The following is a 16,907-nucleotide window of genomic DNA, read 5'->3' on the forward strand; positions in this document are numbered from 1 at the left end:
GCGAGCCGGCTCGCGCCGTAGGACAGGATCCCGGCGATGGCGAACAGCGCGACGAAGGTCTTCACGGTGGCGGTGAACAGCGCCGGCTCAATGCCGGTATCGGTGTAGAGCAGGAGGCCGATGGCGGAGATCGGCAGGAGCAGGACGATCAGGACGGGACCCAGCGGGTTCATGGCGTACTCGCGTATGTCGGGACCGGGGTTCGGCCCTTCTCTCTGTAAAGCGGCCCCGGTCATAGCATTGCTCAGCGCCCGAGGGGACACCCCGGACGCAACAAAATTCACAGGGATCGGACGGTCACGCCGGGATGCGGACGGTGGCGCGCAATCCCCCCAGCGGACTGTCGTGAAGGGCGACGTCGCCGCCATGGGCGCGGGCGATGTCGCGGGCGATGGCGAGGCCGAGGCCCGATCCGCCGGCATCCTGGCGCGCATCGTCGAGGCGGACGAAGGGCTTGAACACCTCCTCGCGGCTCTCGACGGCGATGCCCGGACCGTCGTCGTCGATGGAGACGAGGAAGGACCGCGCCTCCGTGCGGCCGCGAATCGCCACTGTCTCGCCGTACCGGGCCGCGTTGGCGGCGAGGTTGAACAGGCAGCGGCGGAACGCGTCCGGCCGCAGCGTCACCATGGCGCGGCCGTCGAACTTCACCTCGGCCACGTGGGCGCCGAGGCGCTCCACGTCGGTGCGCAGATCCTCCAGCATCGCCCGCATGTCGGTGGGCACGGCGGCCTCGCCGGAATCGCCGCGCGCGAAGGCGAGGTAGGCCTCCAGCATCCGGCTCATCTCGTCGACGTCGCGCTGGAGGTCTTCCACCTCCGAGGTCTGCTCCACCAGGGCGAGCGACAGCTTGAACCGGGTGATGATGGTGCGCAGGTCGTGGCTGACGCCGTTGAGCATGGTCGTGCGCTGTTCCATCGCCCGCTCGATGCGCCGCTTCATCTCGATGAAGGCGTGGCCGGCCTGGCGCACCTCGCGGGCGCCGCGCGGCCGGAACTCGATCTCGCGGCCCTTGCCGAAACTCTCCGCCACGTCGGCCAGCCGCAGGATCGGCTTGATCTGGTTGCGCAGGAACAGGATCGCCACGCCGAGGAGCACCAGGGACGAACCGCTCATCCACAGCAGGAAGATGTGCGAGTTCGAGGCGTAGGCCATGCTCCGCCGCGCGGTCACCCGCAGCACCCCGTCCGGGATCTCGACGCGGATCTCGATGAGGCTGGACCGGCCCACCGTGTCGATCCAGAACGGCCGGCCGATCTGCTTGGCGAGTTCCTCGGAGAGCGTCTCGTCGAGGATGGAGAAGAACGGGCGCGGCCCCGGCAGGGGGAGCTTGGCGCCTTTCAGGATGTCGAGGTCGAGGTTCAGCCGCGTGCCGGCGATGCGGGTGAGGGTGTCGGCGTCCTTGTCCTGGGGGTAGCTCTCGTAGACGTCGATCATCGCCGCCACGTCGGCGGTGACGGCCGCCGAGAGGCGGCGGGTCACGAGCTGCCAGTGCCGCTCCATGAAGGTGTAGGCGATGACCGATTGCAGCAGCACCACCGGGGCGATGATGATGATGAGCGAGCGCGCATAGAGCCCCTTCGGCAGGGCGTTGCCGATGGCGCGCGCGAGCCTCTTCCATATCCGGCGCGGATGCGGTCTCGCGCGCCAGGCGGCGGCGGTGCTGGTTCTGATCCGCGACAGGTTCAGGCCGGCGAGGGCCATGGCGGGTCCCGTCTAATCGATCGCGAGGCGGTAGCCGATGCCGCGGACCGTCTGGAGGAAGAGGGGGTTGCCCGGATCGACCTCGGTCTTGCGGCGCAGGCGGTTGATCTGCACGTCGATGGTGCGCTCCGCCGCGAGCCCGCCATTCCCGGCCAGCACGTCGCGGTCGACATTGCCGCCCTTGGCCTCGGCCAGGATCGTCAGGATCTCGCGCTCGCGGTCGGTGATGCGGATGGTCTCCTCGTCACGGCGCAACTCGCCCCGGTCGATGCGGTAGGAGAACGGCCCGAACGTCACCGTGGCGATGGTGCGGTCGGAGGGCGGCGCGCCGTCCGGGCGGCGCTTGATGATGTTGTTGAGGCGCAGGATCAGCTCGCGCGGCTCGAAGGGCTTGGGCAGGTAATCGTCGGCCCCGATCTCGAGCCCCATCACCCGGTCGTTGGGGTTGGAACGGGCGGTGAGCATCAGGATCGGCACCCGCGAGGTCTCACGCACCTGCCGGGCGTAATCGAACCCGTTCTCCCCCGGCATCATCACGTCGAGGACGAGGGCGTCGAAGACGAAGCTCTGCGCCCGCTGCCGGGCCTCCTCGACATTCCCGGCGGCCGTGACGCGAAACCCCTGTTCGTAGAGATAGCGCGACAGCAATTCGCGCACCCGCCGGTCGTCGTCCACCACGAGGATGTGGGGGGCGTGGTCGGGAAGCTCGGCGCGGATTCTCGGCTCCGGCGACGCCATGTCAGCGACGGCTCCGGGCGCGGCGCGCCATCAGGCTGGTCACCGCCGCGCGCTCTTCGGGTTCGATCATCGCCATGAGAAATCCCTGTGCCGCGGCAAATCCGTTTCCGTCCCGGGCGCCCGTCGGTTCGTCCGCCACCGGATCGGCGATGGCGCGGGCCACCCGCCGCACCTGGACCCGCGTCAGTTCCGCCGTGAGCGTCGCGCCCGTCTCCGAACAATAGAGCAGCCTCTGGCGGCGGTCGCTCCGGCCGGTCTTCTGCACGATGTGGCCCTGTTCGATCAAATCCTTGAGAACCCGGTTCAGACTCTGCTTCGTGATCCGCAGGATGTCGAGGAGTTCGGCGATGGTCAGGCCGGGGTAGTGATAGACGAAATGGAGCACCCGGTGGTGCGCCCGCCCGAAGCCGTATTCGGCCAGCATCCGGTCCGGGTCGCCGACGAAGTCGCGGTAGGCGAAGAACAGCAGTTCGACGAGGTCGTTCGTTACGCCCTCCGGAGCCGGACCTGACTCCGCCTGCCCGTCCTCCTCCTCGGACAGGGATAGGGGGTCCGGGCCCGTTGCCAGGGTGGATTGGCGCGTCACGTCCGGCGACATCCTCAATATACGTCAGTGTTGTTGACATATCTCAGGGGCGTTGATACCCGTCAAGCCTTACCGGGGCCGGCTCGCCGTAACGGCCGTCTTGCGGACCTCCGTCCTCGCGGATACTGCGCGGGGCATTGCCTGGCCATCGCGCCAACCCGATCGATCGACCCCGCAGGCGCGACGATGCGAGCCCGCGGATTCAAGGAATTCGTCATGTCCGTGATCCCGTTCGACGAACGCGAGGGCACCATCTGGTTCGATGGCGTGCTGGTGCCGTGGCGCGAGGCCAAGATCCACGTGCTCAGCCACGGCCTGCATTACGGCTCGGCGGTGTTCGAGGGCGAGCGCGCCTATGGCGGACGGATCTTCAAGAGCCACGAGCATGCCGAGCGCCTGCTCCGCTCGGCGCAGTACCTCGATTTCACGATTCCCTACGGCGTCGCCGAGATCGAGGCGGCGAAGGAACTCGTGCTCAAGACCAGCGGCCTCACCGACGCCTACCTGCGTCCCGTGGCCTGGCGCGGTTCGGAGATGATGGGCGTCTCGGCCCAGAACAACACCATCCACCTCGCCGTCGCCGCCTGGGAATGGCCGAGCTATTTCGATCCCGAGACCAAGATGAAGGGCATCCGCCTCGACATGGCCGATTATCGCCGGCCCGATCCGCGGACGATCCCCTCCGCCTCGAAGGCGGCCGGTCTCTACATGATCTGCACGATCTCGAAGCACCGGGCCGAGAACAAGGGCTATGCCGATGCCCTGATGCTCGATTGGGAGGATTACGTCGCCGAATGCACCGGCGCGAACATCTTCTTCATCCAGGACGGCGTGGTCCACACCCCGCTCGCCGACCGCTTCCTCAACGGCATCACCCGCCAGACCGTCATCGACCTCGCCCGCCGGCGCGGCTTCGAGGTGATCGAGCGGCGGATCAGGCCCGAGGAGATGGAGGGCTTCTCCGAGTGCTTCATCACCGGCTCGGCCGCGGAAGTGACGCCGGTCTCCGAGATCGGCCCCTACCGCTTCACCCCGGCCGCCATGACCAAGACGCTCATGGACGACTACACCGCCGAGGTTCAGCCGAAGGCGGTGGCGGCGTAGTTCGGGCCCCTCTTCGCGCGGTTGCATCCACGCATCCGGTGGCTCCCGCCACATGACGGCCTCGCCGTCACTTCGTGGGAGCCTGCGACGGCGAGGGACAAGACGCGTCGACATCGCCCGCCCCCGGTGGTGACGAGGCGGGGCCGTCCATCGCACGACCCCCGTCCCATTGAAGGAAGGGACGGGGGCGTCTATCGCCGCCGTCGATCAGGCCGCCATCGGGCCTTGACGCCGGTGGCCCTTCACGTCGTAGCGGTCGAGCATCATCACCTTGTCCCAGACGCGCACGAAATCCGCCACGAACCGGCTCTGGCCGTCGCTGCCCGCATAGGCATCGGCGATGTTACGCAGCTGCGCGTTCGACCCGAAGATGAGGTCGTTGCGCGTGGCCTCGAACTTCGCCTGTCCGGTTTCACGGTCCTTGAGGGCGAAGGACGTTCCGTCCGCATCGATCTTCTCCCAGACCAGATTCGTGTCTGTCAGGGTGCGAAAGAAGTCCGTCGTCAGCACGCCCACCCGGTCGGTGAAGATGCCCCGGTTCGAGCCGTCGTGATTGGCGGCGAGCGCCCGCAGGCCGCCGGTCAGCACCACCCATTCCGGTGCGGTCAGCGTCAGCAGGTTGGCCTTGTCGAGGAACAGTTCCTCCGGCGACAGGCTCCGCGTCATTGCCCCGAACCCGTCATCGACGTAGTTGCGGAAGCCGTCGACGACGGGTTTCAGCCACTGGAACATCTCGATGTCGGTCAGCTCCTGTGTGGTGTCGACCCGGCCGGGCGTGAACGGCACCTGCGTCTCGACCCCGGCATCCCTGGCGGCCTTCTCCACGGCGGTACAGCCGGCGAGCACGATGAGGTCGGCCAGCGAGACCTGCTTGCCGTCGGTCCGGCCATGGTTGAACTCCGCCATGACCCCACGGAGCGCGTCGACCACGGGCGCGGCCCGGCGGTTGACGGCCCAGTCCTTCTGCGGGGCAAGGGCGAGCCGGCCGCCGTTGGCGCCACCGCGCTTGTCGCTGTCGCGGTAGGTCGAGGCCGCCGAGAAGGCGGTGAAGGCCAGATCCGAGACCGACAGGCCCGTGGCTAGGATCGCCTGTTTGAGGGTGGCAACCTCGGCCTCGCCCACTGGGGCATAGGCCGCATCGGGGATCGGATCCTGCCAGAGCAGACCGTCCTCGATCGTCACCTCCGGGCCGAGGTAGCGGTGCTTGGGCCCCATGTCGCGGTGGGTGAGTTTGTACCACGCCTTGGAGAAGGCCTGCGTGAAGGCGTCGAAGTCGTTGAGGAACTTCTCGCAGACCTTGCGGTACTCCGGGTCGACCTTCAGGGCGATGTCGGAGGTCATCATCATGAGGGGATGCGACTGCCCCGCGACATGTGCGTCGGGCGTCCGCGGCGCGCTCGGGTCTTTCGGCGTCCATTGCAGGGCGCCGGCCGGACTCTTGGTCTGCTCCCAGTCGAACTTGAAGAGGTTCTCCAGGTAGGCATTGTCCCATTGGGTCGGGTCGGGGGTCCAGCTACCCTCGATGCCGTTGGTCATCGTGTCCTTGCCGGCGCCGGTGCCGTTCGGGTTGTGCCAGCCGAGGCCCATCGCCTCCATCGGCGCCATCTCGGGCGGCGGTCCGATCTCCTTGGCGGGGGTCATGCCGTGGCTCTTGCCGAAGGCGTGGCCGCCGGCGATGAGCGCCACGGTCTCCTCGTCGTTCATGGCCATGCGGGTGAACGTCACGCGGATGTCGTTGGCCGAGCCCTGCGGGTCGCCGTTGGCGTAAGGCCCCTCGGGGTTCACGTAGATCAGCGCCTGGTGGGAGGCGGCGAGGGGGTTCTCCAGGTCGTAATCGGCGTCGCCATTCTTGCCGCGCCAGCGCTTGTCCCGGTTGACCATGTCGTCGAAGCTCGACACCGAGCCCATCTCGACGACCTCCGGACCCCAGTAGGTGGCGTTGTCCGCCTCCCAGGCGTCGAGGCGTCCGCCGGCGAAACCGTAGGTCGGCAGGCCCATGATCTCCAGGGCGCAATTGCCGGTGAGCACCATCAGGTCGGCCCAGGAGAGGGCGTTGCCGTATTTGTGCTTGATCGGCTGCAGGAGGCGGCGCGACTTGTCGGTGTTGCCGTTGTCCCACCAGCTCGAGATCGGCGCGAAACGCTGCATCCCGGTGCCGGCGCCGCCCCGCCCGTCCGCGATGCGGTAGGTGCCGGCCGAGTGCCAGGCCATGCGGATCATCTGCGGGCCGTAATTGCCGTAATCGGACGGCCACCACGCCACCGACGAGGTGAGGAACTGCTTGATGTCGCTCTTGAGCGCGTCGAGGTCGATGGTCTCGAACGCTTTGGCGTAGTCGAAATCCGGTCCGAGCGGATCGGCCGCGAGGCCGTTCTGATGCAGGAGCTCGACCCTCAAGCGGTGCGGGTACCAGTTCTCGAGGGCCGGGCGGCTGCCGAGGGCTCCGCCGATGCGGTCGCCTCCGAACGGGCATTGGCCCGCCATCGGGTACGAGTCGGTATTCGTCTTGTCGATCGTCATCTCGTTCATCTACATTTCCCTGCGCGCAGAACCGGCGGCACCGGATGGATCGGACCGCCGGTCCGTCGCCGGCGTGAGGCGTGCGACACCCTGAGAGACGGCGACGCTCGCGCCATCCGGCGCCTTGAGCGAAATCTGGCGCGCGTCTCGAAAATCAAGGTGTCGTCGCCGTCAACACGGGCTCGACCGCCGCCAGGGCGCCCTGGGACATGCCGCCTCACATCTGCGCGAGTCGACGACGAGGCCTCGAATCCTCGCCCCGGGAACAGGCGCGACGGCGCGGAACTCATCGGCGAGGCCCTCGTTATGAAGAGAACAATTCATGAACGAGGTTGCGCGATGACGAAGAAGCAGGCGACGGACGAGAACGAGAACCCGAAGACGGCCGGTGGCGACGCATCGAACCGGATCAAGGATCCGAGCGAGTGGACCACGGGCGATGAGCCGATGACCGGCGCGCAGGCCTCCTACCTCAAGACCCTGTCGGAGGAGGCGAAGTCGCCGGACTCGTTCGAGCCCGATCTCGACAAGGCCGAGGCTTCCAAGCGCATCGACGCCCTTCGCAAGGAAGCCGGACGGGGCTGATCCGCCCTCATCCTCGGTTTCCGCTGCTCCCTGAGTGGAGAAGCGGGCGTTTTACGGGAAACGTTTAAACGGGCGGCAACGATTTCCGGCGTAGGACAACCTGCGCCGGCTTCGTCGAGGATAGCCCCACTTCCATGACGAACCGCGAGACAATTCGGGCGACGCAGCGGGATCGGGCTCGATCCCGTGTCCCGGGCCTCGCCGCCCGGTTCAAGCGGGACACGTGCGGCACGACGGCGATCGAATACACGCTGATCACCGGACTGATCTTCCTGGCGATCGTCACGGCTCTCCACCTCTATGCCGACAGCGTCGGCGCGATGTACAAATATATCGGTGACGCCATCGCCCGGAGCACGTGACGCTTCGCGCGACGCTCAGCGCCGTGTGGGGCCGGGTTTGGCGGCGGGTTTCGCCTTCGACGGATCCATGGCCGTCATGCCGTCGCGCCACAGGCTGTCGAACAGGCTCTGCATCGTCCGTGCGTTCTCCTGCTGGGCCTCCAGCCCGGACTGGAACATCTGCTGCAACAGGTCGAACGGGTTGAGCGGGGAGGCTTGCGCCGCTTCGGTGGTCTTTGTGCCCGAGGCGGGTTTGGAACCCGACGCAGCTTTCGAACTCGCGGATGGGCTGGGCTCCGGGAAGAAGCGCGCCGTTAGCAGGCTTCTCTGGGCCGGGGTTGCGCGGGAAGACGTCACGTCCTTGGGCGCGGACAGCATCGAGCCGCCCGCCGCCATGAACGTGTTCATCATCTCCGTCCAATAGGGATGGGTCGGGATGCCGAAGGGGGAGGGCGGAGGCGCCGCCGGGGCCTGAGCCGCCTGGCCGGGGTTCATCATGACGTGGACGATCCCCGCCACCACCATCCCGGCCATGAGCGGCAGCATCTGCCGCAACGCCGGTGTCGCGACGCCGCTCGCCGCCGCGGCCTGCTGCAGCACGGCCTGCCCCAGATGCTGCGAGCCGAAAAGCTGGCGCATCATGGCGTCCATCTGCGGCTTGGCCTGCGTGGTGGCGGACGCGCTCGGGTCCATGAAGCTGAACATCTGGGTGAAGCCGGTGGGATCGGCGGCGGCGTTGCGCTGGAGGCCCAGCGTCAGGGCCGGCATCAGCGCTTCCATGGCCCGCCGGGTCTGGTCCGGCGACAGGCCGAATTGCTGGCCGAAACCGTTGGCGCCCATTCCGCCTTGCGCCTGCATGAGATCGAACAGGTTGAACATGGCGGAAGCCTTCTGAATCCCATCGCGGCCAGGCGGAAATGCTTCAGCCCGCTGTCGAGGAGCGAACTCTGTCGCATCCCAGCGGCACTTACCAGCCCGGGATCATGCCCGTACCGGCACTAAACCAACGCGTTCGGCCTCTCCGGGGCCGGAATATCGCCTCCGGAGGCATCCGCCTCGGCCTCCGATGCCATTTTCGGCGCGAGACCGGCCCGTTTCTCCAGTTGCGCCACCGTCCGGAAGGCCAGCGCGATCCCGATCGCCCCGAAGGCGACCGAGCCGAAGCCCACCCCGGCGATGATGCCCTTCGGGCCGTACAGATGGGCGCCGAGGAGGGCCGGCGGAACGGTCCCGATGGTCGCCCGGCCCCAATTGAGGAAGGTCGACAGGAAGGGAAAGCCGAGATTGTTGAACGAGGCGTTGGCGAGGAACAGCAGCCCGGTGAAGAACCACACGCCCCCGCTCACGAGGCAGAAGAAGACGAAGAGCTCGGCGGCGGTGCCGGTCAGTTCGAATAGGCCCGTCAGCGGTCCGCGAAAGACGATCAGGGCGGCCCAGACCACCACGACATAGGCCGCCGTCACCAGCGCCCCATCCCGCAGCACGCCGCGCATGCGGTCGAACCGCCCCGCTCCCCAGTTCTGCCCGAGGATGGGGCCGATGGAGCCGGACATGGCGAAGAGGCCGCCGAAGGCCACCGGGGTCAGCCGGTCGATCACCACGTTGCCGGCCACCGCCACGGCGCCGAACTTGGCCAGCGCGTGGGCGATGAAGGCGCTCGCCACCGAAGGGGCGAGGTTGGTGAGCACGGCGGGCAGGGCGATCCTGAACACGGTGGGCGCGTCCGCGATCACGTCCGCCAATGTGGGGGCGGCCAGCATCCGGTGCTGGCGCACGCCCCACAGGCCGACGAGGGCGAAGGTCGCCCGCGCCACGCAGGTGGTGATCGCCGCCCCGTCGATCCCCAGACCCGCCGTGAAGATGAGGAGGGGATCGAGTCCGGCGGTGACGATGGCGCCGCCCAGCGTCACGTACATGGCCTGGCGTGCCGCGCCGACGGCGCGCAGCAGGCCGGAGAACATCATGCCCGGCCCCATCAGCAGGTTCGAGGGCAGGGCGATCCAGAGGAAGCGCTCGGCCACGGGAAGCGTCTCGGCATCGGCGCCGATCCAGGACAGGATGAGGGGCAGGAACGGCAGCATCGCGAGGACGAGGATGCCCGAGACGACGATGCCGTGAATCGAGGCCGAGGTGGCGAGCCGACGCGCGCCGGCCTCGTCGCCGGCCCCGATCGCCCGCGAGACCAGGGCGCCGGCGGCGATCATCAGGCCGATATTGATGGCGATGGCGAAGAACTGGACGATGGTGGCGAAACCCACCGCCGCCGTGAGCGTCGGGTCGCCGAGCTTGGAGACGTAGATCAGCGAGAGCAGGTCGACCACGAAGATCGCCATCAGGCCGATGGAGCCCGTGCCGGTCATCACCACCACGTGCCGCAGGATCGATCCCGTGACGAACCGTCCGGCCTCCTGTCGGACGGCGGGAAGTCCCGCCGCCTTGCGGGTGTCAGGCATCCGACGGGGTGTCCTGGGGTTGCAGCGTGCGGGTCGCCGCCTCGCGCCGCTCGAGGCCGATGATGTCCCGCGTTTCGGTGCTCAGCGCCCGCGAGGGGCGCTTGGGCTCGGTGAGCGGTTCCGGCTTAATCTCGGGGCTGCCGCCCATGTAACGCGATTCCTCCGGAAGGGCGCCCGCCTGCTGCAGGACGAGGCGGGCGACGTCGCGCTTGCGCACGTCCTGGGCCGTGGCGGCGGCGGCCTCCGCCGGGATGCCGAGCCCTTCCAGGGTGGCGCGGCCGAAGGCGATGGCCGATTCCACCGTCTCGCGCAGCTGGTAATCCACGTCCCGGTTCATCAGTTCCACCGCATGCATCCGGTCGTAGGCGCGCACATAGGTGCGCACCGCCGTGAATTCCTCGTGCACGATGTCGACGATCTTGAGGGCGGCCTGCGGGTCGTCGACGCAGATGCAGAGCAGTTCCGCCCGGCCCACTCCGGCGGCGCGCAGCACGTCGAGGCGGGTGCCGTCGCCGTAATAGATGCGGAAGCCGAAGCGCGAGGCGCTGCGGATCTGCTCCACGTCTTTGTCGATCACCGTGACGCTGATCCCCTCGGCGAGCAGCACCTGGGTCAGGATCTGGCCGAAGCGGCCGAAGCCGACGACGAGGACGCGGGCCTCGGTGCTCTCGATCTGGTCGGGGGCATGCTCGGCCGCCTCCGGCCGGTGGCGGGACAGGTAGCCGTCGAGGGCCTTGGCGGCGACGGGGCCGACCAGCATGGTGAGGGCGGCCAGCGCCACCGCGAAGCGCGTGGAGGGCTGGTCGATCAGGCCGAGTTCGGCGCCCGCCGGCAGCAGCACGAAGGCGAACTCGCCGGCCGGCGCGAGAATCGCGGCCCCGCGCACCGCGTCGAGCCAGGGCGAGCCGAACAGGCGGAACAGGCTGGCCACCAGCCCGACCTTGATGAGGATGGCCGCCGCCGTCGCCCCGAGCAGGGCGGGCCACGCGCTCTTGAGCAGGCCGCCGTCGATGGACATGCCCACGCTCATGAAGAACAGGCCGAGGAGCATGCCGCGGAACGGCTCGATATCGGCTTCGAGCTGGTGCCGGAAATTCGATTCGGCGAGCAGCACGCCGGCGAGGAAGGCGCCCATGGGCATCGACAGGCCGACATGCTCCATCAGCATCGCCGTGCCGAGCACCACGAGGAGGGCCGCCGCCGTCATCACCTCGCGCGCGCCGCTGGCCGCGAGCAGGCTGAAGAACGGGTTGAGGCCGTAGCGGCCCACCAGAACCACGGCGAGGAGTGCGCCCCCCACCGTGGCGGTGGATTGAAGGGCCTGGCCGAGCCACGCGTCGTTGCCGCTGCTGCCGGTGGAGGCGAGGAGCGGCATCAGGGCGAGGATCGCCACGACGGAGATGTCTTGGAACAGGAGCACCGCGAAGGCGCGGCCGCCATAGGGCGTGCCGAGGTCTCCGCGCTCCTCGAGGAGCTGCAGCGCCACCGCCGTGGCCGACAGGGCGAGGGCGACGCCGATGACGAGGCTCGCGGCCGGGGTGAGCCCGAACAGGGCACCGGCGCCGGCAAGCACAATGGTGCAGAGCAGCAGCTGCGTCGCACCGAGCCCGAAAATGTCGCGCCGCATCGAAATCAGCCGCGAAATCTCGAGTTCGAGGCCGACGATGAAGAGAAGGAGGACGACGCCGAGCTCCGCGACGCTCGCGGCGGTCTCCGGCTCGGCGATGAGCGAGAACCCGAAGGGGCCGATGACGACGCCCGCGACGAGATATCCGAGCACGGCGCTCTGGCCGATGAGACGGAAGATCGGCACGCCGATCACTGCCGCCGACAGGAAGGTCAGCACCGGCGGCAGGAAGCTCACATGGGTTGAGGCGCTCGCCATGTCGATCCGGTCTGTGAGGAGTGGGGGCGCCCGCGGCCGATGCCGTAGGCGCGTCGCCGTGCTCTCCTCTTAGACCAGGGACACCGCCCCCGCCACGCCTGCATGGCGTGGACGGGCGGTGTCGGATCCATCACCGGTGCGGAGCGGCACGCGGTTCAGGCGAAGCGGCGCGTCACCTGGCGGACGGCGCGATGGGCCAGGATGATCTTCGTGGCGTCCGAAGGCGTAGGCGCGTCGTAGGCGTCGAGGACGTCCCAGCGGGTCAGGCCGATATCGTTCAATTCCCGCTCGGACAGAGAGCCGAGCTCCACGAGGCCGCGCTCGTCGGCATCGTTGCGCGAGAAAACGGAGGCGGCCTTGGTGAGGAGGCTGCCGACGAAGCGGATGGCCCGTCCGACCTGTTCGGCTGCTGCGTCGCCCGGGGTCCAGTTGAGGGTGCTATTCATGATCCTAGTGTCCAAGTTCTCGGCGCACGTTCACGATGAGGAAGGTGATGCACGACGAGGAAGGTGATGAGGGTGATGTGCGCCCCCTTCGCCGTGAATGACGTGCGATCGAACACTTAGCCTCAATAGACTTGCGGTGCCTGCAGGTCTGGTAGAACCGGACCACGGATAAACCTCAATCACCACCCGATTGACCAGTTTGGCGGCATGCCGAATTCGAAGTCATGCTCAATAATGCACGTTCTGCTGTTCTGATCAGATCTTAACGACTTGGGCGGCGGCGCGCCTCCCGTCTCTCGTCCCGGCGGCTTATCAGGAACTGGGAGGCATCGGCCGGGCCGGCGCCCGCATCGGTCACGTCCTGCCGGATCAGGCCGATATCCTTCAGCTCGCGATCGGTCATGACGCTGAGCTTGTGCAGGACCCGACGATTGATGGCCTGGCGCGACAGCTCGGCGGCGGCCTTTGCCAGGAGCCGGCGAGCGAACCGCGCGAGCCGTCCGGCCCGGTCACCGGCCCCGGTGCCGGCTTGCTGCTTCAGGAGCGTGGTCATCAATCGTCCTCGTCTCGCCCGTCGTGATCGTTCGGTCGTGATGCGCTCCGGGGCACTGGCGACGATAGGGACAGTCCAGTACGCTTCGCCTGAATTGTCCGGACGGTGGAGCAGTACAGATGGCGGGATCGGCGCGGACCACGCCCACCCTGGTGGACACGGTCTCCTCCGCGATCACGGAGCGGATCGCCGGGCGCCAGCTCATGCCCGGCGCGCGGCTGCCCTCGGTGCGGGCTTTCGCCGAATCCATGGGCGTGTCGAAATCCACCGTGGTGGAGGCCTATGAGCGCCTCGGCGCGGAAGGCGCCATCGTCGCGCGGCGGGGCTCGGGGTTCTATGTGGCGGGCAAGACCCGCCCGCTCTGCCTGAAGGAGATCGGGCCGCAGCTCGACCGGGCGGTGGACCCGCTCTGGATCACCCGACAATCCATGCAGTCCGGGCCGGAGCTGCTGAAGCCCGGTTCCGGCTGGCTGCCCTCGTCATGGATGCCCGAGGAGGCGATCCGGCGCGCCCTGCGCCACATCGCCCGCGACGCCGATTCGAACGTGATCTGCTACGACAAGCCCCTCGGCTTTCCGCCGTTGCGGAGCCAGATCGCCCGGCGGCTCGCCGACAAGGGTGTCGAGGCGGAGGCCGACCAGATCGTCCTGACGGATTCGGCGACACAGGCCGTGGACCTGCTGTGCCGTTTCCTCCTCGACCCGGGCGATACCGTGCTGGTCGATGATCCCTGCTACTTCAACTACCATGCGCTGCTGCGGGCGAACCGCGCGAAGGTGGTGGGCGTGCCCTTCACCCCCGCCGGGCCGGACGTGGCGCAACTCGAACGGCTGATCGTCGAGCACAGGCCCCGATTCTACCTGACCAATTCCGCGCTCCATAACCCCACCGGCGCCACCCTGGCCCCGGTCGTGGCCCACCGCGTCCTCAAGCTCGCCGAGGCGCACGACATGCTCATCGTCGAGGACGACATCTTCGGGGACCTCGAAGCCGACCCGGCCCCGCGTCTGGCGGGGTTCGACGGGCTCGACCGGGTGATCTCGGTGGGCAGCTTCTCCAAGACCCTCTCGGCCTCGATCCGCTGCGGCTACATCGCCCTGCGCCCCGACTGGGTGGAGGGGCTGATCGACCTGAAGCTCGCCCTCAGCCTCGGCAACGGACATCTCTCGGCGACGCTGATGCACCGCCTCATCACCGACGGAGCCTATCGCCGCCACCTCGCAGAAATCCGCGAAAAGCTCGCCCGCGCCATGGGCGAGACCGCACGGCGGCTGGAGCGCTGCGGCCTGACGATCTGGACCGAGCCGCGTGGTGGTCTTTTCCTCTGGGCGCGCCTGCCGGACGGGCTCGATTCGGCGGATGTCGCGCGCCACGCCCTCGCCAGGGACGTGGTGCTGGCTCCCGGCGCCGCCTTCAGCGCCGAGACGGGCGGCCGCGAGTTCCTGCGCTTCAACGTGGCCCATTGCGCCGATCCGAGGACGTTCTCGGTGTTGGAAGACGCCATGGCGGCGGTTTGATCGGGGTCCGGTTGGCCCTGCCCGGAACCCACCGCCCGGGCCGAGGCTTTGAAGAGATACGGCAAAGCTCAAAAATATGTCGGGAGAACTCATGTCGAAGCCGGAGTTGTCGAAGCCGAAGTTGAAGCAGCCGCGTCCGCCCGAACTGTTCTCGCCCTGGCGCACGGAGGCGCGCGCCCGGCTCCAGCAGGAGGCCCGCGATTTCGCCAGGGATGTGGTCCTGCCGCTTGCCGACGAACTCGACCGGCAGAAGGCCGAGATGCCGCGCTCGCTCATCGACGCCATGGCGAAGAAGGGCTGGTTCGGCATCACCATCCCGGCCGAGCATGGCGGGCTCGGCCTCGGCGTGTTCGAATATTGCCTCGTCTCGGAGGAATTGGCCCGCGCCTGGCTCTCCGTCGGCAGCATCCTGGCGCGGGGGCAGGGGCTCGGCACCCAGACCCTCGACGAGGAGCGCCGCCGCGCTCTTCTGCAAAGATCGGCGCGCGGCGAGTGGATCGGCGGCATCGCCCTGTCCGAGCCCACCGCCGGTTCCGATCTCGCCGGCGTCCGGACCCGCGCGGTGCGCGACGGGGACGATTGGGTGCTCACCGGGACCAAGCGCTGGGCGGGCTTCGCGCTCGCCGCCGACTTCATCGAAGTCCTGGCCCGCACCCGCGAACCGGAGCCGGGCGAGCCGCGCTCGGCCGGGTTGGAGCCGTTCCTCGTGGTCAAGAAGCCGGGCACCTTCCCCGAGGGCATGACCGGGCATGTCATCGACAAGATCGGCTATCACGGCTTCCTCACCTTCGAGCTCGAACTCGACGGCGTGCGCGTGCCCGAGGGCGACCGCCTCACCGGCCTCTACGGCGATGGCGGCGCGGATGCGGATTCCGGCGGCTTCGCCTCGGTGCAGCGCGGCCTCAACATCGCCCGCGTCCACACCGCCGCCCGCGCCGTCGGCGTCGCCCGCGCGGCGGTGGAGGATTGCCAGCTCTACCTGCAGGAGCGCGAGCAGTTCGGCCATCCGATCGGCGAGTTCCAAGCCCTGCGCTTCGCGCTTGCCGACATGTCGGCGGAGGTCGATCAGGCCCGCGCCTACTGGCAACAGGTGGCCCACCGCCTCGACGAGGGCGAGGCGGCCGAGAGCGAATCCGCCAAGGTGAAGCTGCTGGCCACCGAGATGGCGGTGCGCGTCACCAATCAGGCGATGCAGCTCCACGGCGGCAACGGCTACACCACCGAACGCCGGGTGGAACGCTACTGGCGCGACGCGCGGCTCACCACGATCTTCGAGGGAACGAGCGAGATCCAGCGGCGGATCATCAGCGACCGGATGCTGGGGCGGGGGTGAGGGAAACGCCCTCACGCTCGGGCGGTGTCACCGCCGGCGGACCGACCGTCGCGGATCACTCCCAGCGGTCGATCCGATAGGTGGCGGTGCCGATAGCGCTCTCGACGCGGATCCGATGATCCCCATCCTGGCCGACGAGGAGACCGTTGGCCGTGCCCTCCTCGACGCCCTCGATCCTGTGGGCTTTCGAATAGGCCTCGATCACCGCCCGTACCCCGTGCAGGTCCGAGCGCAGGAACTCGGGGAACAGGCAGAGGCCCGAGGCGGCGTCATCCTGGGCGCCGTCGAGGATCAGCACCGCGCCCGTCCTGTGGTGGCGATATCGGTCCGCGCCGGACCACAGGACTGGCAGGAGCGTGGCCCCCGTCACCGGCACCCACGCCCCCTCGGGCAGGCGCCAGCGCGTCGGGGTCGAGCCGTTCACGTAGATGTACCAGGAGACCGGGTTGCGCGCCTCGGGCCGGTCCCATTGCAGGAGGGGCGGCGCGTCGGGATCGACGGCGGTGACGAGGCCGCAAAAGGTCATCCGCTCCGCCGTGAACACCCACATCCGCTGCGCGTCAGGGAGGACGTCGCGGGCGAACTTCGACCAGGTGACCGTCTGGGCCGGCATGTCGAGCACGGCTTCGGGCACGGCTGCCTGCCTCGCCTTCAGACCCCCTAAGATGCCGGAGGCGGTGTGGGAGGCCGTCGCTTCGGCCGGCGCCGCCCCATGGCGCGGGCGCCAGATCGTCGGGATCTCGTCGAGATGCGCGTAGCGGCGGCGCAAGGCCGGTTCGAGACCGAGCTGGGCGAAGAGGCGTTCGGCCTGGGCGATGGTGCCCGCCCTCGGTGCGGCCTGCGGGCGCTGGTAGGCGAGCGGGTGCATCTTGGCGGCGAAGCGTGCCTTGACCGTCGCGAAATCCCGGCCCTCTGCGATGTCCGCCAGCAGCGTGCCGATCATCCCGCCGCGCGGCGTGCAGAAGCCGGGCGGCGCATTGGCGACGGCCCGCCACAGGATCGCGTCCCGCTTCGGGCCGGCCTTGCGCGGAACCTCGTCGTGCAGGCGCAGGAGAAACTCGGCCGGGCCGATCACCTTCTCGGAGCGGTACAGCGCCTCGGCCCGCAGGAGGGTGAGGGCCTGCGCCACGACGCGCCGGTCG

General features: G+C 68.6%; 15 protein-coding genes. 5 read left to right on the forward strand and 10 right to left on the reverse strand.

Annotated elements, in window-relative coordinates; translation table 11 throughout:
* Positions 1 to 297: 297 nt before the first annotated feature.
* Genes MBTS_RS20675 through MBTS_RS20685 form a run of 3 tightly spaced genes read right to left on the reverse strand, consistent with a single transcriptional unit; the run spans position 298 to position 3,040 of the window.
* Positions 298 to 1,704 carry an ATP-binding protein gene (locus tag MBTS_RS20675; protein WP_018045105.1) on the reverse strand — a complete coding sequence of 469 codons (1,407 nt, stop codon included), beginning with the start codon at positions 1,702 to 1,704 and terminating at the stop codon, positions 298 to 300.
* Between the two features lie 12 nt (positions 1,705 to 1,716).
* On the reverse strand, positions 1,717 to 2,442 hold the full coding sequence (locus tag MBTS_RS20680) for a response regulator (protein ID WP_018045104.1): 726 nt from the start codon (positions 2,440 to 2,442) through the stop codon (positions 1,717 to 1,719).
* A gap of 1 nt (position 2,443) precedes the next feature.
* Positions 2,444 to 3,040, reverse strand: coding sequence for a MarR family winged helix-turn-helix transcriptional regulator (locus tag MBTS_RS20685; protein WP_192216377.1), 597 nt, complete (start codon positions 3,038 to 3,040; stop codon positions 2,444 to 2,446).
* A 204-nt stretch (positions 3,041 to 3,244) separates the two neighbouring features.
* Between MBTS_RS20685 and MBTS_RS20690 the strand changes: the two genes are divergently transcribed.
* Positions 3,245 to 4,132: a branched-chain amino acid aminotransferase gene (locus tag MBTS_RS20690; protein WP_056140863.1), complete on the forward strand. Its 888-nt coding sequence runs from the start codon at positions 3,245 to 3,247 to the stop codon at positions 4,130 to 4,132.
* A gap of 207 nt (positions 4,133 to 4,339) precedes the next feature.
* Here MBTS_RS20690 and katG read toward each other — a convergent pair whose 3' ends face one another.
* On the reverse strand, positions 4,340 to 6,661 hold the full coding sequence (gene katG / locus MBTS_RS20695; protein ID WP_056140405.1) for a catalase/peroxidase HPI: 2,322 nt from the start codon (positions 6,659 to 6,661) through the stop codon (positions 4,340 to 4,342).
* 330 nt (positions 6,662 to 6,991) lie between these two features.
* On the opposite strand from katG, the gene MBTS_RS20700 reads away from it, so the two are divergent.
* Positions 6,992 to 7,237 carry a DUF3072 domain-containing protein gene (locus tag MBTS_RS20700; protein ID WP_056140406.1) on the forward strand — a complete coding sequence of 82 codons (246 nt, stop codon included), beginning with the start codon at positions 6,992 to 6,994 and terminating at the stop codon, positions 7,235 to 7,237.
* 134 nt (positions 7,238 to 7,371) lie between these two features.
* Complete coding sequence (locus MBTS_RS20705; RefSeq protein WP_056140408.1) at positions 7,372 to 7,599, forward strand: Flp family type IVb pilin; 228 nt, start codon at positions 7,372 to 7,374, stop codon at positions 7,597 to 7,599.
* Positions 7,600 to 7,614: 15 nt separating this feature from the next.
* Here the strand turns inward: MBTS_RS20705 and MBTS_RS20710 are convergent, their stop codons facing one another.
* The 5 genes from MBTS_RS20710 to MBTS_RS20730 all read right to left on the reverse strand — a co-directional run bounded on the left by MBTS_RS20710 (position 7,615) and on the right by MBTS_RS20730 (position 12,915).
* A complete protein-coding gene (locus MBTS_RS20710; protein WP_192216378.1) occupies positions 7,615 to 8,457 on the reverse strand; it encodes a DUF937 domain-containing protein in 843 nt (280 codons plus the stop codon).
* A gap of 119 nt (positions 8,458 to 8,576) precedes the next feature.
* Positions 8,577 to 10,031, reverse strand: coding sequence for an MATE family efflux transporter (locus MBTS_RS20715; RefSeq protein WP_056140413.1), 1,455 nt, complete (start codon positions 10,029 to 10,031; stop codon positions 8,577 to 8,579).
* Positions 10,024 to 11,916, reverse strand: coding sequence for a monovalent cation:proton antiporter-2 (CPA2) family protein (locus MBTS_RS20720; RefSeq protein ID WP_018045094.1), 1,893 nt, complete (start codon positions 11,914 to 11,916; stop codon positions 10,024 to 10,026). Before MBTS_RS20720 ends, MBTS_RS20715 begins: the two co-directional genes overlap by 8 nt.
* 155 nt (positions 11,917 to 12,071) lie before the next feature.
* A complete protein-coding gene (locus tag MBTS_RS20725; protein ID WP_192216379.1) occupies positions 12,072 to 12,362 on the reverse strand; it encodes a YjiS-like domain-containing protein in 291 nt (96 codons plus the stop codon).
* 262 nt (positions 12,363 to 12,624) lie between these two features.
* Positions 12,625 to 12,915 carry a YjiS-like domain-containing protein gene (locus MBTS_RS20730; RefSeq protein ID WP_147833249.1) on the reverse strand — a complete coding sequence of 97 codons (291 nt, stop codon included), beginning with the start codon at positions 12,913 to 12,915 and terminating at the stop codon, positions 12,625 to 12,627.
* 119 nt (positions 12,916 to 13,034) lie between these two features.
* Between MBTS_RS20730 and MBTS_RS20735 the strand changes: the two genes are divergently transcribed.
* Both MBTS_RS20735 and MBTS_RS20740 read left to right on the forward strand, forming a co-directional pair.
* On the forward strand, positions 13,035 to 14,432 hold the full coding sequence (locus tag MBTS_RS20735) for an aminotransferase-like domain-containing protein (protein WP_192216380.1): 1,398 nt from the start codon (positions 13,035 to 13,037) through the stop codon (positions 14,430 to 14,432).
* 91 nt (positions 14,433 to 14,523) lie between these two features.
* The gene (locus tag MBTS_RS20740) at positions 14,524 to 15,765 is read left to right on the forward strand and encodes an acyl-CoA dehydrogenase family protein (protein ID WP_192216381.1); all 1,242 of its coding nucleotides are present in this window, start codon (positions 14,524 to 14,526) and stop codon (positions 15,763 to 15,765) included.
* A 55-nt stretch (positions 15,766 to 15,820) separates the two neighbouring features.
* On the opposite strand, the gene MBTS_RS20745 is transcribed toward MBTS_RS20740, so the two are convergent.
* On the reverse strand, positions 15,821 to 16,907 hold a 1,087-nt coding region (locus MBTS_RS20745; RefSeq protein ID WP_210322901.1), incomplete at its 5' end, for a hypothetical protein.

Origin of the sequence: Methylobacterium bullatum (genome assembly GCF_014845095.1) — a bacterium.
In the GTDB taxonomy this organism is placed as follows: domain Bacteria; phylum Pseudomonadota; class Alphaproteobacteria; order Rhizobiales; family Beijerinckiaceae; genus Methylobacterium; species Methylobacterium bullatum.

What these genes read in the sequence shown, in the direction of transcription:
- MBTS_RS20685 (WP_192216377.1), bottom strand. Translation starts at nt 3,040, where the DNA reads ATGTCGCCGGACGTGACGCGCCAATCCACCCTGGCAACGGGCCCGGAC.
- MBTS_RS20680 (WP_018045104.1), bottom strand. Translation starts at nt 2,442, where the DNA reads ATGGCGTCGCCGGAGCCGAGAATCCGCGCCGAGCTTCCCGACCACGCC.
- MBTS_RS20710 (WP_192216378.1), bottom strand. Translation starts at nt 8,457, where the DNA reads ATGTTCAACCTGTTCGATCTCATGCAGGCGCAAGGCGGAATGGGCGCC.
- MBTS_RS20730 (WP_147833249.1), bottom strand. Translation starts at nt 12,915, where the DNA reads ATGACCACGCTCCTGAAGCAGCAAGCCGGCACCGGGGCCGGTGACCGG.
- MBTS_RS20735 (WP_192216380.1), top strand. Translation starts at nt 13,035, where the DNA reads ATGGCGGGATCGGCGCGGACCACGCCCACCCTGGTGGACACGGTCTCC.
- katG (WP_056140405.1), bottom strand. Translation starts at nt 6,661, where the DNA reads ATGAACGAGATGACGATCGACAAGACGAATACCGACTCGTACCCGATG.
- MBTS_RS20700 (WP_056140406.1), top strand. Translation starts at nt 6,992, where the DNA reads ATGACGAAGAAGCAGGCGACGGACGAGAACGAGAACCCGAAGACGGCC.
- MBTS_RS20690 (WP_056140863.1), top strand. Translation starts at nt 3,245, where the DNA reads ATGTCCGTGATCCCGTTCGACGAACGCGAGGGCACCATCTGGTTCGAT.
- MBTS_RS20725 (WP_192216379.1), bottom strand. Translation starts at nt 12,362, where the DNA reads ATGAATAGCACCCTCAACTGGACCCCGGGCGACGCAGCAGCCGAACAG.
- MBTS_RS20715 (WP_056140413.1), bottom strand. Translation starts at nt 10,031, where the DNA reads ATGCCTGACACCCGCAAGGCGGCGGGACTTCCCGCCGTCCGACAGGAG.
- MBTS_RS20675 (WP_018045105.1), bottom strand. Translation starts at nt 1,704, where the DNA reads ATGGCCCTCGCCGGCCTGAACCTGTCGCGGATCAGAACCAGCACCGCC.
- MBTS_RS20740 (WP_192216381.1), top strand. Translation starts at nt 14,524, where the DNA reads ATGTCGAAGCCGGAGTTGTCGAAGCCGAAGTTGAAGCAGCCGCGTCCG.
- MBTS_RS20705 (WP_056140408.1), top strand. Translation starts at nt 7,372, where the DNA reads ATGACGAACCGCGAGACAATTCGGGCGACGCAGCGGGATCGGGCTCGA.
- MBTS_RS20720 (WP_018045094.1), bottom strand. Translation starts at nt 11,916, where the DNA reads ATGGCGAGCGCCTCAACCCATGTGAGCTTCCTGCCGCCGGTGCTGACC.